Here is a 14,610-nt window from a genome sequence, read left to right as displayed (position 1 = left end):
CTAGTGGCCATCCAGCTGCCAACTACCTCCTGCCATCGGAAATTCAGCATTCGAATTGTGGTTGCCATCATGTAACAGGCATCGCGCGACTGCGCGCCAGAGCGGTGCACCCACACTGCCACTGCACCTTTTTCATTCGTCCGATCCGACCGGCATCCAGGTGCAGGCGGCGGATGGTCAGCGCTCAGGCCTCTGGCATGAGCACTGCACGGTAAGCACATCCTCTCTGCAATGGGTTGCAGCCATGCCTTATCAAACCACCATCGGCAGCCTGGTCTACCACTTCGCCGACCTCAAGACGCTGCTGGCCAAGGCCAGCCCGGCGCGCTCCGGCGACTACCTGGCGGGGCTGGCTGCTGCTACCTACGAAGAACGCATGGCGGCCAAGCTGGCACTGGCTGAGGTGCCGCTCAAGCGCTTCCTCGACGAGGCGCTGATTCCTTACGAAGACGACGAAGTCACCCGGCTGATCATCGACCGCCATGACGCCGCGGCCTTCGCCCCGATCAGCCACCTGACCGTGGGTGATCTGCGCGACTGGCTGCTACTGGAAAAAACCGACAGCGCGCGCCTGGCGGCAGTGGCCGCTGGACTGACACCAGAGATGGTCGCCGCGGTGAGCAAACTGATGCGCAATCAGGATCTGATTCTGGTAGCGCGCAAATGCCAGGTGATCACTCGTTTTCGCAATACCTTGGGCCTGCCCGGCCATCTGGCCGTGCGCCTGCAACCCAACCACCCTACCGACGATGTGCGCGGTATCGCTGCCAGCATGCTCGACGGTCTGCTCTATGGCTCCGGCGATGCCACGGTCGGTATCAACCCGGCCAGCGATTCGCTGCCGACACTGATGCGCCTGTGGCAGATGATGGACGAGGTGCGCCAGCACTTCGAAATCCCCATGCAGAGCTGCGTGCTGACCCACGTCACCACACAGATCCAAGCCATCGAGGCCGGTGCGCCGATCGATCTGGTGTTTCAGTCCATCGCCGGCACCGAGGCCACCAACGCCGGTTTTGGCGTGTCCCTGGCGATCCTGCGCGAGGCCCACGAGGCCGCGCTGTCACTCGGGCGCGGCACCCTGGGCGACAACGTCATGTATTTCGAAACCGGTCAGGGCAGCGCGCTGTCGGCCGGCGGCCACCATGGCGTCGACCAGCAGACCTGCGAGGTCCGCGCCTATGCCGTCGCTCGTGAATTCCGTCCACTGCTGGTCAATACCGTGGTCGGCTTCATCGGCCCGGAATACCTCTACGACGGCAAGCAGATCATCCGCGCGGGCCTGGAAGACCATTTCTGCGCCAAGCTACTTGGCCTGCCGATGGGCTGCGACGTCTGCTACACCAACCATGCAGAAGCCGATCAGGACGACATGGACAGCCTGCTTACCCTGCTTGGTGCGGCCGGTATCAACTTCATCATGGGCATCCCGGGTGCCGACGACATCATGCTCAACTACCAGAGCACCTCGTTCCACGACGCGCTTTACCTGCGCAATGTGCTGGGCCTGAAACGCGCGCCGGAATTCGACGCCTGGCTGGCGCGCATGGCCATTACCGAACCCAGCGGCCGCCTGCGTGAGATCGGTAGCGGCCATCATCTGCTCAAGCAGTTGCCACAGATTTCCGGAGCGGCCTGATGAAACAGATCGACTTGATCCAGCACAACCCCTGGGACGAATTGCGCACGCATACCTCGGCCCGTATCGCGCTCGGCCGCGTCGGCTGCAGCCTACCCACCCGCGAGGTGCTGAAGTTCGGCCTGGCCCATGCCCAGGCGCGCGATGCGGTGCATCGTCCGCTGGACTTCAGCGAACTCAAGCACCAGTTGCATGCGGCGGGCTTTCGCACCTTGAAAGTACGCAGCAACGCCGAAGACCGGCAGACCTACCTGCTGCGCCCGGATCACGGCCGCCACTTGCACGGCGACTGCCAGGTGCAACTGCAGCACGAACTGCCGGCTCCTGAAATCGCCATCGTCCTCGCCGACGGTTTGTCGGCCGTTGCCGTCCAGCGCCATGCCCTGCCGCTGTTGCAAGCCCTGCGCGAGCGTTTTGATACCGATTGGGCCAACACCCCGGTGGTGCTGGCCGAACAGGGGCGCGTGGCGATTGGCGACGGCATCGGTGAAGCCCTGCGCGCACGTCTGGTGATCGTCATGATCGGTGAGCGCCCTGGGCTGACCTCGCCGGACAGCCTCGGCCTGTACCTGACCTACGCCCCGCGCGTGGGCTGTCTGGACAGCGCCCGTAACTGTATCTCCAATGTGCGACCTGAAGGCCTGCCCTACGAACTGGCAGCACACAAGCTCGACTACCTGGCGCGTCAGGCATTGCGCCTGCAACTAAGCGGCGTGAAGCTCAAGGACGACAGCAGCATGCAGGCAGTCGCAGTACAGGCAGACTGACAAGTCTCGGCCCGCGGGTTATGGTGACGACTCTAGTCCCTTGTGAGGAGTCATCATGCCTTGGTACGTCTGGCTGCTGCTGGTCCTGGTGTTCGGCTCGGTGATTGGTAGTTTGCTGGTGCTGCGCAGCAGCGCCAAAAAGATGCGTCTGAGCGAAGACCAGCTCGAACGCATGCGTAAACGCGCCGTCGAGCAAGAGGCCAAGGACGCACGCGAGCGTCAACGCTAAGCGCCCCCACTCTCCGCGCCCTCTCAGCGCAAGAAGCCAAAGCCGAGGTGGTTTTTCGACTGCCTGCTAGACTGCGCGCCTTCTCAGGAGAAGGTGCCATGCCTCTGCATCTGCGCCTGCTGTTCCCCGCTCTTACCCTCGCTCTGGGCGCTGGCCTGGGCTTCATCGAGCCCGTCGGCCTGCTGTTGGGCAGCGTGTTCGTTATCGTCTTGCTGGCCGGACAACCGCGCCTGCCAAACTGGCTATGGCTGCCTTTGATCCTGCTCGGTGGAGTCGCCCTGGCGGCGCATCTCATACCCGGTTTCCGCCCCTGGCAGTTGTGGCAACCGCGCCTCCTCAGCCCGGACGCCGCGCCCTACGCGCTGCGCTTGTCCTGGGACAAACTGTTGCTGGGAACCGCCCTGCTCGCCTGGTGGCTAGGGCAACCACGCAGCCCCGTGAACTCGCTGAAAAATGCCTGGCTGGCGTGCATCGCCACCTTGCTGCTGGTGCCGCTACTGGCCATGGCGCTGGGCCTGGTCGCCTGGCAACCGAAATGGCCACAGGGCCTGCTGCTGTGGCTGGCGGTCAATCTCGGCATAGCGGTGCTGGCGGAAGAGTTGCTCTTTCGCGGTCTGCTGCAAAACGCCTTGATCAAGCGCCTGGGCATATGGCCTGGTTTGCTGTTGACGGCGGGTCTTTTCGGCGCAGCCCACCTGCCCTTCAGCACGCTATTTGCGGTGGTGGCGACCTGTGCAGGGCTGGGTTATGGGCTGGCCTTTCACTACAGCGGTCGCATTAGCTTGGCAATCGCCCTGCACGCAGCAGTCAATCTGCTGCATCTAATGCTGTTGAGCTATCCGCTACGACTGGCATGACAGCTATACGGTAAGGCGAAAATATGCGCTGCAATTCGCCTTTTACCCGTAGCCGCTCGAGCAAGGCGGCGAAGCGCTCAGGGCTTATCGGGGCGCCGGGACGGATCATCGCGTGATGACGGTAGACCTGATCGACCCCCTCCGAGATCAGCAGCTTGCGCGCATGCTCGCGATTACGCTCAACGAAGTCGTAAAGGTTGGAGCGGGTCACCAACGCGACATCCGCACGCCCGCGCACCACCATCAGCAGGTTGCTGTCGTGAGAGTGACCGAGATTGGCATTGAAGGTGCGGGTAAGAAACTCCGGGTCACTGTTGAACTGGGCAAAGCCGTAGTGATAACCGCGGTAGAGCGCCAGACGTTTGCCTTCGAGCTGCTCGAAGTACTCCTGGCCGCGCCGCTCTTCCACTCTGGCGACGAATAACTCGGCGTCTTCCAGCCCCATGTCTACGGCCTCGGCGTCGATGTCCTGCCAACCCCACTGCGGGTTCTCGAAAATCGCCATGTCGATACGCCCTCGTTGCAGGTCGCTAAAGCGACGCACAATGGCCGTGGGCAGCATGGTGAAATGGTATTCAGCCTGTTCTTGATTGAGCGCGTCGAGCAGTTGCGGCAATAGGCCGCTCGACTCTTGCAGGTTGGATTTGATGACGTACGGAGGGAAGTGCGCACCGCCGACCTTGACGACCTCGGCAGCGTAGAGAGAACTGGCAAACAATAGACCCAAGGCAACCCAACACTCATGAACCCAGCGCCGCGAATGCCGCATGTCAAATCCCCAAAAAATCCTTCTTCTAGTGTGGTGCAGCCTACTCCAGTCTCTCCTGACCGACTAGATGGATTTTCACTGCGCAGACATTTTGCCGCCTAATGTCAGACGATACCGTCCAAGTAGCCTGGATAGCTCGCCATTGGCTTGTAACTGACTGAGCAATCCTGCCACTTCTGCAGGGCTCAGAGCCCCCTTCGGCCGCAGCAGAACCTGATGATGATAGAGCTGGTCCAGGCGCTCGGATACCAGAAGCTCAGGCAGTATTTCCGGGTGTAGCTCCAGAAACAGCTCCAAGTATGAACGTGTCACCACTGCTATATCGACACGTCGCGCCAGCAGCATGCGCACGTTGCTGTCGTGGGAGTAGGTCAGCACCGCGTTGAAGGTGCGCGCAAGGTAGTCAGGGTCGGCATCGAACCCGGCGAAGCCGTAGTGATAGCCGTTATAGAGCGCCATGCGCTTGTCGCTAAGGTCCTCGAAATACTCCTGGCCGCGCCCCGGCTCAGCCGCAGCGACATAAACTTCCGCATCATCGATATCCAAACCCAAGGCCAGGTATGAAGTGCCCTGCCACCCCCAACGGCTGGACTCGAAAAACATCAGATCGAAGCGGCCGCTCTCCAGGTCGCGGTAACGGCGGGTTGCAGAGGTCGGCACCAGGACGAAGCGATACCGCTGCTGCACCGCGTTGAGCGCTTGCAGCAACTCGGGTACCAGACCTTGCGGGTGCTGCGAGTCAGGTTTATCCAGGTAAGGCGGGAAGTGATAACCGCCGACACGCACCTCCTCGACCGCAACGGCGACAGGCACATGCAGCAGCAACAGGCAGGACAGCAGGCAAAAGGCTAATGCGCGCAAACTCGACCTCTCGTCACGGATCGCAACGCGGGAAGACCGCTGCGCCCGTGTTCGAGCCGAAAACCGGCGGGTGCTCCTAGCCTAGCCGAAATCGCTCAGGCGTCCTTACATACCAATGACAGCGCTTCCTCGGCCAGTTGATTCAGGCTCATCGGCCCTTGCGAGCGGAACCAGGTGTTGGTCCAGCTCAGCGCTCCTGTGAGAAAACGCCGTTGAATAAAAGGATCACCTTTGAAATAACCGGCATCGCGAGCCTCGCCCAGCACCGCCAGCCAGATCTGCTCGTAGGTATCACGCAAGGCCAGCACCTGCGCCTGGCCATCGTTCGACAGGGAACGCCATTCGTATACCAGCACGGCCATGGCCTCGCCGGTACCGCCCATGATCGATTGCAACTCGCAGCGGATCAGCGCCAGCAAGCGCTCGCGCGTGCCTTGCGCCTCTGCCAGCGCGGAGCGCATCAGTGCAGTGTTGTAGACGATGGTTTCCTCCATCACCGAGCGCAGAATCTCGTCCTTGCTCTTGAAGTGGTGAAAGATGCTGCCCGACTGAATGCCAATGGCGGCGGCCAGATCACGCACCGTGGTGCGCTCGTAACCCTTGCTACGGAACAGGTGGGCAGCCATCTGCAACAGCTTGCCCCGGGCGCTCTCCGGATCGGTCACCTGGCCGCTATCGACCAGCTCCTGCATCACGGCCTGAGCTCTGTGTTCGTCCACGCTGACTTCTCCCCTGATTGCCCTGCTCGGCGATTGTTCTGATTAATTCTTCATGCTGCCGGCAAGTGCTTGTCTTGCTTGATGAAATGTATGCGGCGCCAGCTGACCAAGCAAGCGCTTGGGCGCATTTTTGGCCGAAATGTCGTCTTTCGCCACTTTTCAACCAAGCGCTTGCTTGGTAGTGTGGGCTCACCTTCTCAAATGTGTGACGGGCCAATTCCAATGACCAAAACCGTACGCATCGGCTGCGCCTCCGCTTTCTGGGGCGACACCTCCACTGCTGCCGCTCAACTGGTTCGCGGCGCCGAACTGGATTATCTGGTGTTCGACTACCTGGCCGAGATCACCATGTCGATCATGGCCGGCGCCCGCATGAAGAAGCCAGACGACGGCTACGCCCGTGACTTCGTCGAAGTGCTCGCGCCGCTGCTGGGCGAGCTGGCGGTGAAGCAAACCCGCGTCATCAGTAATGCCGGCGGGGTCAACCCGATGGCCTGCGCTGCGGCCCTGAGCGCCGCCTGCGAGCAGGCCGGGGTGAACCTGAAGATCGCCGTGCTGCACGGCGACAACCTGCAACCCAAGCTCGGCGAGTTGGTCAAGGCCGGTACTCGCGAGATGTTCACTGGCGCCGCATTGCCGCCCTTCTGCGTTTCGGTCAACGCCTACCTGGGCGCACCGGGCATCGTCGCCGCGCTGCAGCAGGGCGCCGACATCGTCATCACCGGCCGCGTGGTCGACAGCGCGGTGGTCAGCGCCGCCCTGGTGCACGAGTTCGGCTGGGCCTGGAGCGACTACGACAAGCTGGCCCAGGCCGCACTGGCCGGGCACATCATCGAGTGCGGCGCGCAGTGCACCGGCGGCAACTTCACCGACTGGCGCGACGTGCCGGATTACGAGCACATCGGCTTCCCCATCGTCGAAGTCGAGGACGATGGCCGTTTCGTCGTGACCAAGCCGGATGGTTCCGGCGGCTTGGTCACGCCTTTTACCGTTGGCGAACAGATGCTCTACGAGATCGGCGATCCGCGCGCTTATCTGCTGCCGGACGTGATCTGCGACTTCACCCAGGTCGAGCTGAGCCAGGTCGGCGACAACCGCGTGCAGCTGCAGGGCGCACGCGGCCTGCCGCCCACCGACCAGTACAAGGTCAGTGCCACGCACCCGGACGGTTTCCGCTGCACCGCCAGCTTCCTGCTTGCCGGTATCGATGCCGTGGCCAAGGCCGAACGGGTCAGCGATGCGATCATCAAGAAGACCGAAGAGATGTTTGCCGAGCGCGGCTGGGGCCGTTACCAGGAAGTCAGCGTCGAGCTGCTCGGCAGCGAAGCCACCTATGGCGTCCATGCTCACCGCAAATACAGCCGCGAAGTGGTAGTGAAGATCGCCGCACGGCATGCCAAGAAAGAGGCGCTGATCCTCTTCTCCCGCGAGATCGCCCAGGCTGCCACCGGCATGGCGCCGGGCCTGACCGGCATCGTCGGTGGCCGCCCCACCGTCTACCCGGTGATCCGCCTGTTCAGCTTCCTGGTGGACAAGAGTGCCTGCGCCCTGAGCGTCGAAATCGACGGCGAGCGCCAGCCGGTCGCCCTGCCCCAGATCGATGCCTTCAACCCAGCCCAACTTCGTGCGCCAGCCGCCCTGCCCGTACCGTTGGGTGAAGCCGACTCCGCCGTCCCCCTGATCCGCCTAGCCGTGGCTCGCTCCGGCGACAAGGGCAACCACAGCAACATCGGCGTGATGGCCAGAAAGCCCGAATACCTGGCGTGGATAGCCGCTGCACTGACGCCCGAAGCCGTGGCCAACTGGATGGCGCATACCCTGGACGCCGAGCAAGGCCGCGTCAGCCGCTGGTACTTGCCGGGCAGCCACAGCCTCAACTTCCTGCTGGAAAACGCGCTGGGTGGCGGCGGCGTCGCCAGCTTGCGCATCGACCCGCAGGGCAAGGCGTTCGCCCAGCAACTGCTGGAATTCCCGGTGCCGGTGCCCAAGGCACTGGCCGACAGCCTGAACACTGCAACCGTCTCGTAGCGCGCCACGCGCACCGCAATCACTCAGGACAACAAGAACAATGAGCTACGACTCCGTATTCAAACCTGGCCTGTTCAATGAACAGACCATCCTGGTCACCGGTGGTGGCAGCGGCATCGGCCGCTGCGTGGCCCACGAACTGGCCCATCTGGGCGCCCATGTGGTGCTGGTCGGGCGCAAGCAGGAAAAGCTGGAGAAGACCTGCGCCGAGATTCTCGAGGACAGCGGCAGCGCCAGCTTCCAGGTCTGCGACATCCGTGACGAAGAAGCCGTGAAGGCCATGGTCGGCGCGGTGGTCAAGGAACGCGGGCGCATCCACCAGCTTGTGAACAATGCTGGCGGCCAGTTCCCCGCGCCGCTGATCGGCATCAACCAGAAAGGCTTCGAGACCGTGGTACGCACCAATCTGGTGGGCGGCTTTCTGGTAGCCAAGGAAGTCTTCCTGCAGAGCATGAGCAAGCACGGCGGCAGCATCGTCAACATGCTCGCCGACATGTGGGGCGGCATGCCCGGCATGGGCCATTCGGGGGCAGCGCGGGCCGGCATGGAGAACTTCACCAAGACCGCCGCCTACGAGTGGGGCCACGCCGGCGTGCGGGTCAACGCCGTAGCGCCGGGCTGGATCGCCTCCAGCGGCATGGACACCTACCCCGAGTCGATGAAGAACATGATCCGCAACCTCAAGGATCACGTGCCGTTGCAACGCATCGGCAGCGAGTCCGAGGTGGCCGCGGCCATCGTCTTCCTGCTCAGCCCGGGCGCCAATTTCATCAGCGGCAACACCATCCGCATCGATGGCGCCGCCAGCCAGGGCACCCGTGCCTGGACGTTGGGCAAGGCGAAAAACAGCGAGTCCTACAACGGTTTCCACCGGGCCTACGTGCCCGACGTACTGAAAGATCAGGAGTAAGGCGATGCCCGTGATCCAATCGGAAATCGATGTGCATGGCGAAGCCTTCGCGCAGAACCGTGACGCCATGCTGGCGGCCATCGCGGCCTTCCGCGACGTCGAGCAGAAGGTGCTCGACAAGGCGCAGGAAGCCAAGGCCAAGTTCGAGAAGCGCGGCCAATTGCTGCCGCGCGAACGCATCAACCTGCTGCTCGATGCCGGCGCGCCCTTCCTCGAGCTGTCCTCGCTGGCCGGCTACAAGCTGCACGACGACAAGGACGGCAGCCAGGCCGGTGGCGGCCTGATCGCCGGTATCGGCTATATCGCCGGCGTGCGTTGCCTGGTGATCGCCAACAACAGCGCGATCAAGGGCGGCACCATCTCCCCCACGGGCCTGAAGAAATCCCTGCGCCTGCAGCAGATCGCCTTCGAGAACAAACTGCCGGTGGTGACCCTGGCCGAGAGCGGCGGCGCCAACCTCAACTACGCCGCCGACATCTTCGTCGAAGGCGCGCGCGGCTTCGCCAACCAGGCGCGCATGTCGGCCATGGGCCTGCCGCAGATCACCGTGGTGCACGGCTCCAGCACTGCCGGCGGGGCCTACCAGCCCGGCCTGTCGGACTACGTGGTAGTGGTACGCGGCAAGGCCAAGATGTTCCTCGCCGGCCCGCCTCTGCTGAAAGCCGCCACCGGCGAGATCGCCACCGACGAGCAACTCGGCGGCGCCGAGATGCACGCCCAGGTCGCCGGCACTGCCGAATACCTGGCCGAGAACGATGCCGACGGCGTGCGCCTGGCGCGCGAGATCCTCGCCATGCTGCCGTGGAACCAGCAGTTGCCGGCGCGTCCGGCGAAAAGCTGGCGCGAGCCGCTGTACCCGGCCGAGGAACTGCTCGGTCTGGTGCCGGCCGACGCCAAGAAGCCCTACGACGTGCGCGAGATCATCGCGCGCATCGCCGATGGCTCCGAGTTCCTCGACTTCAAGAACGAGTTCGACAGCCAGACCGTCTGCGGTCACCTGCAGATCGAAGGCCAGGCCTGCGGTTTCATCGGCAACAACGGCCCGATCACCCCGCAGGGTGCGGCCAAGGCGGCGCAGTTCATCCAGCTGTGCGAGCAGAGCAACACGCCGATCCTGTTCTTCCACAACACCACCGGCTTCATGGTCGGGACGGAATCGGAACAAAACGGCGTGATCAAGCACGGTTCGAAGATGATCCAGGCCGTGGCCAACGCCACGGTGCCCAAGCTCACCATCGTCGTTGGCGGCTCCTACGGCGCCGGCAACTACGCCATGTGCGGCCGTGGCCTCGACCCGCGCTTCATCTTCGCCTGGCCCAACAGCCGCACCGCCGTGATGGGCGGTGCCCAGGCCGGCAAGGTGCTGCGCATCGTCACCGAGGACAAGCACGCCAAGGAAGGCAAGGAAGCCGATCCGAAAATGCTCGACATGCTGGAAACCGTGACAGCGCAGAAGCTCGACAGCCAGTCCACGGCTCTCTACGGCACCGCCAGCCTGTGGGACGACGGCCTGATCGACCCGCGCGATACGCGCAAGCTGCTGGGCTTCTTGCTGGATATCTGCGCCGAAGCCAACCTGCGACCGTTGAAATCCAACCGTTTCGGCGTCGCGAGATTTTAAACGTAGGGCGGGTGAAACCCGCCAAGCATGCGGCGGGTTTCACCCGCCCTACAGACCCATTCGATACGGAGCACAACAACAATGATCTTCACCCAAGAACACGAAGAACTCCGCCGCACCGTCCGCAACTTCGTCGACAAGGAAATCAACCCGCACGTCGATGAGTGGGAAAAGGAAGGCCGTTTCCCCATCCACGACATTTTCAAGAAGGCCGGCGAGCTGGGCCTGCTGGGCATCTCCAAACCGGAAAAATTCGGCGGCATGGGCCTGGACTACAGCTACTCCATCGTCGCCGCCGAAGAGTTCGGCACCATCCATTGCGGCGGCATCCCGATGTCCATCGGCGTGCAGACCGACATGTGCACCCCTGCCCTAGCACGCTTCGGCTCCGATGAGCTGCGCGAAGCGTTCCTGCGTCCGGCCATCACCGGCGAGATGGTCGGCTGCATCGGCGTCTCCGAAGTCGGCGCTGGCTCAGACGTGGCGGGCCTGAAGACCTCTGCACGCAAGGACGGCGACGACTATGTGATCAACGGCAGCAAGATGTGGATCACCAACTCGCCGTCGGCCGACTTCATTTGCCTGCTGGCCAATACCAGTGACGACAAGCCGCACGTCAACAAGTCGCTGATCGTGGTGCCGATGAAGACTCCGGGCGTCAGCGTCAGCCCGCACCTGGACAAACTCGGCATGCGCAGTTCCGAGACCGCCCAGGTGTTCTTCGACAATGTGCGTGTGCCGCAGCGCTATCGCATCGGCCACGAAGGCGCCGGCTTCATGATGCAGATGCTGCAGTTCCAGGAAGAGCGCCTGTTCGGCGCGGCCAACATGATCAAGGGCCTGGAGCACTGCGTCGACACCACCATCGACTACTGCAAGCAGCGCCACACCTTCGGCCAACCGCTGATCGACAACCAGGTCATCCACTTCCGCATGGCCGAATTGCAGACCGAGATCGAGTGCCTGCGCGCGCTGGTCTACCAGGCCACCGAGCAGTACGTGAAGGGCCGCGACGTGACCAAGCTGGCGTCGATGGCCAAGCTCAAGGCCGGCCGCCTGGGCCGCGAAGTGTCCGACGCCTGCCTGCAGTACTGGGGCGGCATGGGCTTCATGTGGGACAACCCGGTGTCGCGCGCCTACCGCGACGTGCGCCTGGTCAGCATCGGCGGCGGCGCCGACGAAATCATGCTCGGCATCATCTGCAAGCTGATGGGCATCCTGCCAGGGAAGAAGAAAGGCTGACCTGCCATTCATCCCGTGCGGCGGGTTTCACCCGCCCTACACCGAGGCTATGCGATGAACGATCTGCCCCACTGCGAAACCCTGCTGCTGAACCTCGATGGTGGCGTGCTGCACGTCACCCTCAACCGCCCGGACAGCCGCAACGCCATGAGCCTGGCCATGGTCGGCGAACTGCGCGCCACGCTGGAGGCCGTGCGCCATGATCCGAACGTGCGCGCCCTCGTTCTGCGCGGTGCTGGCGGCCATTTCTGCGCCGGCGGCGATATCAAGGACATGGCCGGTGCCCGCGCCAAGGGTGGCGATGCTTACCGCGAATTGAACCGCGCCTTCGGTGCGCTGCTGGAAGAGGCCCAGACCGCGCCGCAGGTATTGGTAGCGGTACTGGAAGGTGCGGTGCTGGGCGGCGGCTTCGGCCTGGCCTGCGTATCCGATGTGGCCATCGCCGCCAGCGGCGCCAAGTTCGGCCTGCCGGAAACTACACTGGGCATCCTCCCGGCGCAGATCGCCCCCTTCGTCGTGCACCGCATCGGCCTGACTCAGGCACGCCGCCTGGCCCTGACCGCCGCCCGCTTCGACGGTGCCGAAGCGCTGCGACTGGGTCTGGTGCACTACTGCGAGGACGATGAGACTGCGCTGCAACAGCGACTGGACGAGACCCTGGAGCAAATTCGTCAGTGTGCGCCACAGGCCAATGCCCAGACCAAGGCCCTGCTGCTGGCCAGCGAACACGAAGCACTCGGCCCGCTGCTCGACCGCGCGGCCGAGCAGTTCGCCGCAGCCGTGACCGGCGCCGAGGGTGTCGAAGGCACCATGGCTTTCCTGCAGAAGCGCAAGCCGAAGTGGGCTGCCGATTAACCCTGTGGGAGGGGCTTTAGCCGCGACATGTAGCCCCTCCCGCACATGCCAGAACACCGTAGCCCGGATGCAATCCGGGGATCGCCCCACAGGAGCACAAAGATGCCCGCATTCAACAAGATCCTGATCGCCAACCGCGGCGAGATCGCCTGCCGGGTGATGCGCACCGCCATCGAGCTCGGCTACCGCACCGTGGCCGTGTACTCCGAGGCCGATGCCGACGCCCGCCATGTGCAGATCGCCGACGAAGCCGTGTGCATCGGCCCGGCCCAGGTCAACCAGTCCTACCTGCGCATCGACGCCATCATCGACGCCGCGCGCAAGACCGGCGCCGACGCCATCCACCCCGGATATGGCTTCCTCTCCGAGAACGCCGATTTCGCCCGCGCCTGTGAAGCAGCCAACATCGTCTTTATCGGCCCGACCGTGGAAGCCATCCACCTGATGGGCAGCAAGCGCCTGTCCAAGATCGCCATGCTCGAAGCCGGCGTGCCCTGCATTCCCGGCTACGAAGGCGCCGCCCAGGATGACGAAACCCTGGCCAGCGAAGCCGAGCGTATCGGCTATCCGCTGATGATCAAGGCCAGCGCCGGTGGCGGTGGCCGCGGCATGCGCCTGGTACATCAATCCTCCGAACTGCTGGGGCAGATCCGCACCGCCCGTTCCGAGGCGCAGAACGCCTTCGGCTCCGGTGAGCTGATCCTCGAACGTGCGGTGATCCGCCCACGCCATGTGGAGATTCAGGTCTTCGGCGACCAGCACGGCAATATCGTCTATCTCGGCGAGCGCGACTGCTCGGTGCAGCGTCGCCACCAGAAGGTGGTCGAGGAAGCGCCCTGCCCGGTCATGACGCCGGAGCTGCGCAAGGCCATGGGTGAAGCGGCGGTCAAGGCTGCAGCCTCGGTGAGCTACGTCGGCGCCGGCACCGTGGAATTTCTGCTCGACGCCAGCGGCGAGTTCTTCTTCCTGGAAATGAACACCCGCCTACAGGTCGAGCACCCGGTTACCGAGCTGATTACCGGGCAGGATCTGGTGGCCTGGCAGATTCGCGTAGCCGAAGGCCAGTCCCTGCCACTGCAGCAGGACGACATTCGCCTCACCGGCCACGCCATGGAGGTGCGCCTGTACGCCGAGGACTCGGCCGCCGGCTTCCTGCCGCAAACCGGCCAGGTGCTGCGCTGGGAGCCCGAACTGCTGGCCGGCGTGCGCATCGACCACGGCCTGGTCGAGGGCCAGGCCGTCACCCCCTTCTACGATCCGATGCTGGCCAAGGTCATCGCCTACGGCGAAACCCGTGACGAAGCCCGGCGCAAGCTGGTACGAGCCGTTGAGCAATGCGTGCTGCTCGGCGTCAACGGCAACCAGCGCTTCCTCGCCAACCTGCTCAAGAACCCGGAGTTCGCCGCCGGCAACGCCACCACGGCATTCATCGCCGAGCATTTCGCGGATGACCCCAGCCTGCATCCGCATACCGCCAGCCTGGCCGAGCTGGCCATGGCCGCTGCCCTGCTCTATCAGGTCTCGGCCGACGCCCGTGCGCACCAGCCCGGCCTGTCCGGCTGGCGCAGCGCCGGCAGCGCGCCCTGGCGTTTCGTCCTCAAGCAGGGCGAGCACAGGCACGCCGTGGAGCTGGACGTGCTCGCCAGCGGCGCCCAAGCGCACCTTTGCGTGCGTCGTGGCGAAGAACAGCTGTCCCTGCGCCTACTGGCCAGCGACGGTCGCTGGCTGACCCTGGAGCTGGACGGCGTGCGCCGCCGCCAGGCCTACCACATCGAAGGCGAGCACCTGTGGCTGTATGGCGAGCACGGCAACCTGGAACTGGTTGATGTCACCCATGAACCGGCCGGCGGCCAGAACGCCGCCAGCAGCGGCGCGGTGAAGGCACCGATGGATGGCGCCATCGTCGACGTCCTGATCGCCGAGGGCGCCAGCGTGAGCAAGGGGCAACTGCTGGTGGTGCTGGAAGCGATGAAGATGGAGCACCCGCTCAAGGCTGGCGTCGACGGCATCGTTCGCCGCGTCGGCGTGAGCCAGGGCGACCAGGTGAAGAATCGCCAGTTGCTGGTGGAAATCGAAGCTGCAGAGGCTTGATATATCGCTGTGGGAGGGGCTT

Annotated in this window: 13 protein-coding genes; 10 read left to right on the top strand and 3 right to left on the bottom strand. The window is 63.9% G+C overall.

Going from position 1 to position 14,610, the window contains the following annotated elements:
• Nucleotides 1-244: 244 nt before the first annotated feature.
• The 4 genes from CDO35_RS14840 (at nt 245) to CDO35_RS14825 (ending at nt 3,492) form a co-directional block, all read left to right on the top strand.
• Nucleotides 245-1,639, top strand: a complete 1,395-nt coding sequence (locus CDO35_RS14840; RefSeq protein WP_099525468.1) for an ethanolamine ammonia-lyase subunit EutB — start codon at nt 245-247, stop codon at nt 1,637-1,639.
• Nucleotides 1,639-2,406: an ethanolamine ammonia-lyase subunit EutC gene (eutC, locus tag CDO35_RS14835; RefSeq protein ID WP_099525467.1), complete on the top strand. Its 768-nt coding sequence runs from the start codon at nt 1,639-1,641 to the stop codon at nt 2,404-2,406. Before CDO35_RS14840 ends, eutC begins: the two co-directional genes overlap by 1 nt.
• Nucleotides 2,407-2,461: 55 nt before the next feature.
• Nucleotides 2,462-2,635, top strand: a complete 174-nt coding sequence (locus CDO35_RS14830; protein ID WP_099525466.1) for a DUF2897 family protein — start codon at nt 2,462-2,464, stop codon at nt 2,633-2,635.
• 98 nt (nt 2,636-2,733) lie between these two features.
• Complete coding sequence (locus CDO35_RS14825; protein WP_099525465.1) at nt 2,734-3,492, top strand: CPBP family intramembrane glutamic endopeptidase; 759 nt, start codon at nt 2,734-2,736, stop codon at nt 3,490-3,492.
• Here CDO35_RS14825 and CDO35_RS14820 read toward each other — a convergent pair.
• The 3 genes from CDO35_RS14820 to CDO35_RS14810 all read right to left on the bottom strand — a co-directional run bounded on the left by CDO35_RS14820 (nt 3,443) and on the right by CDO35_RS14810 (nt 5,841).
• A complete protein-coding gene (locus tag CDO35_RS14820) occupies nt 3,443-4,261 on the bottom strand; it encodes a substrate-binding periplasmic protein (RefSeq protein ID WP_099525464.1) in 819 nt (272 codons plus the stop codon). The genes CDO35_RS14825 and CDO35_RS14820 overlap by 50 nt on opposite strands.
• A 75-nt stretch (nt 4,262-4,336) precedes the next feature.
• Nucleotides 4,337-5,122, bottom strand: a complete 786-nt coding sequence (locus CDO35_RS14815) for a substrate-binding periplasmic protein (RefSeq protein ID WP_099525463.1) — start codon at nt 5,120-5,122, stop codon at nt 4,337-4,339.
• 95 nt (nt 5,123-5,217) lie between these two features.
• Nucleotides 5,218-5,841: a TetR/AcrR family transcriptional regulator gene (locus tag CDO35_RS14810; RefSeq protein WP_099525462.1), complete on the bottom strand. Its 624-nt coding sequence runs from the start codon at nt 5,839-5,841 to the stop codon at nt 5,218-5,220.
• 222 nt (nt 5,842-6,063) lie between these two features.
• On the opposite strand from CDO35_RS14810, the gene CDO35_RS14805 reads away from it, so the two are divergent.
• From CDO35_RS14805 to CDO35_RS14780, 6 genes are all read left to right on the top strand, one after another.
• Nucleotides 6,064-7,869 (top strand): acyclic terpene utilization AtuA family protein, encoded by a 1,806-nt coding sequence (locus tag CDO35_RS14805; RefSeq protein WP_099525461.1) that lies wholly within the window; start codon nt 6,064-6,066, stop codon nt 7,867-7,869.
• A gap of 40 nt (nt 7,870-7,909) precedes the next feature.
• A complete protein-coding gene (locus CDO35_RS14800; protein ID WP_099525460.1) occupies nt 7,910-8,779 on the top strand; it encodes an SDR family oxidoreductase in 870 nt (289 codons plus the stop codon).
• 4 nt (nt 8,780-8,783) lie between these two features.
• Nucleotides 8,784-10,400 carry a geranyl-CoA carboxylase subunit beta gene (gene atuC / locus CDO35_RS14795; RefSeq protein WP_099525459.1) on the top strand — a complete coding sequence of 539 codons (1,617 nt, stop codon included), beginning with the start codon at nt 8,784-8,786 and terminating at the stop codon, nt 10,398-10,400.
• 81 nt (nt 10,401-10,481) lie between these two features.
• Nucleotides 10,482-11,642, top strand: a complete 1,161-nt coding sequence (gene atuD / locus CDO35_RS14790; RefSeq protein WP_099525458.1) for a citronellyl-CoA dehydrogenase — start codon at nt 10,482-10,484, stop codon at nt 11,640-11,642.
• 54 nt (nt 11,643-11,696) lie between these two features.
• Nucleotides 11,697-12,497 (top strand): isohexenylglutaconyl-CoA hydratase, encoded by an 801-nt coding sequence (atuE, locus tag CDO35_RS14785; RefSeq protein ID WP_099525457.1) that lies wholly within the window; start codon nt 11,697-11,699, stop codon nt 12,495-12,497.
• A gap of 102 nt (nt 12,498-12,599) precedes the next feature.
• Entirely contained in the window at nt 12,600-14,588 is a 1,989-nt protein-coding gene (locus CDO35_RS14780) for an acetyl/propionyl/methylcrotonyl-CoA carboxylase subunit alpha (RefSeq protein WP_099525456.1), read from the top strand.
• Nucleotides 14,589-14,610: the final 22 nt, after the last annotated feature.

The organism is Pseudomonas sediminis (genome assembly GCF_002741105.1).
Classification (GTDB): domain Bacteria; phylum Pseudomonadota; class Gammaproteobacteria; order Pseudomonadales; family Pseudomonadaceae; genus Aquipseudomonas; species Aquipseudomonas sediminis.
The sequence above is the reverse complement of the archived record's forward strand: the minus strand, read 5'-3'. Positions and strand labels throughout refer to the sequence as shown.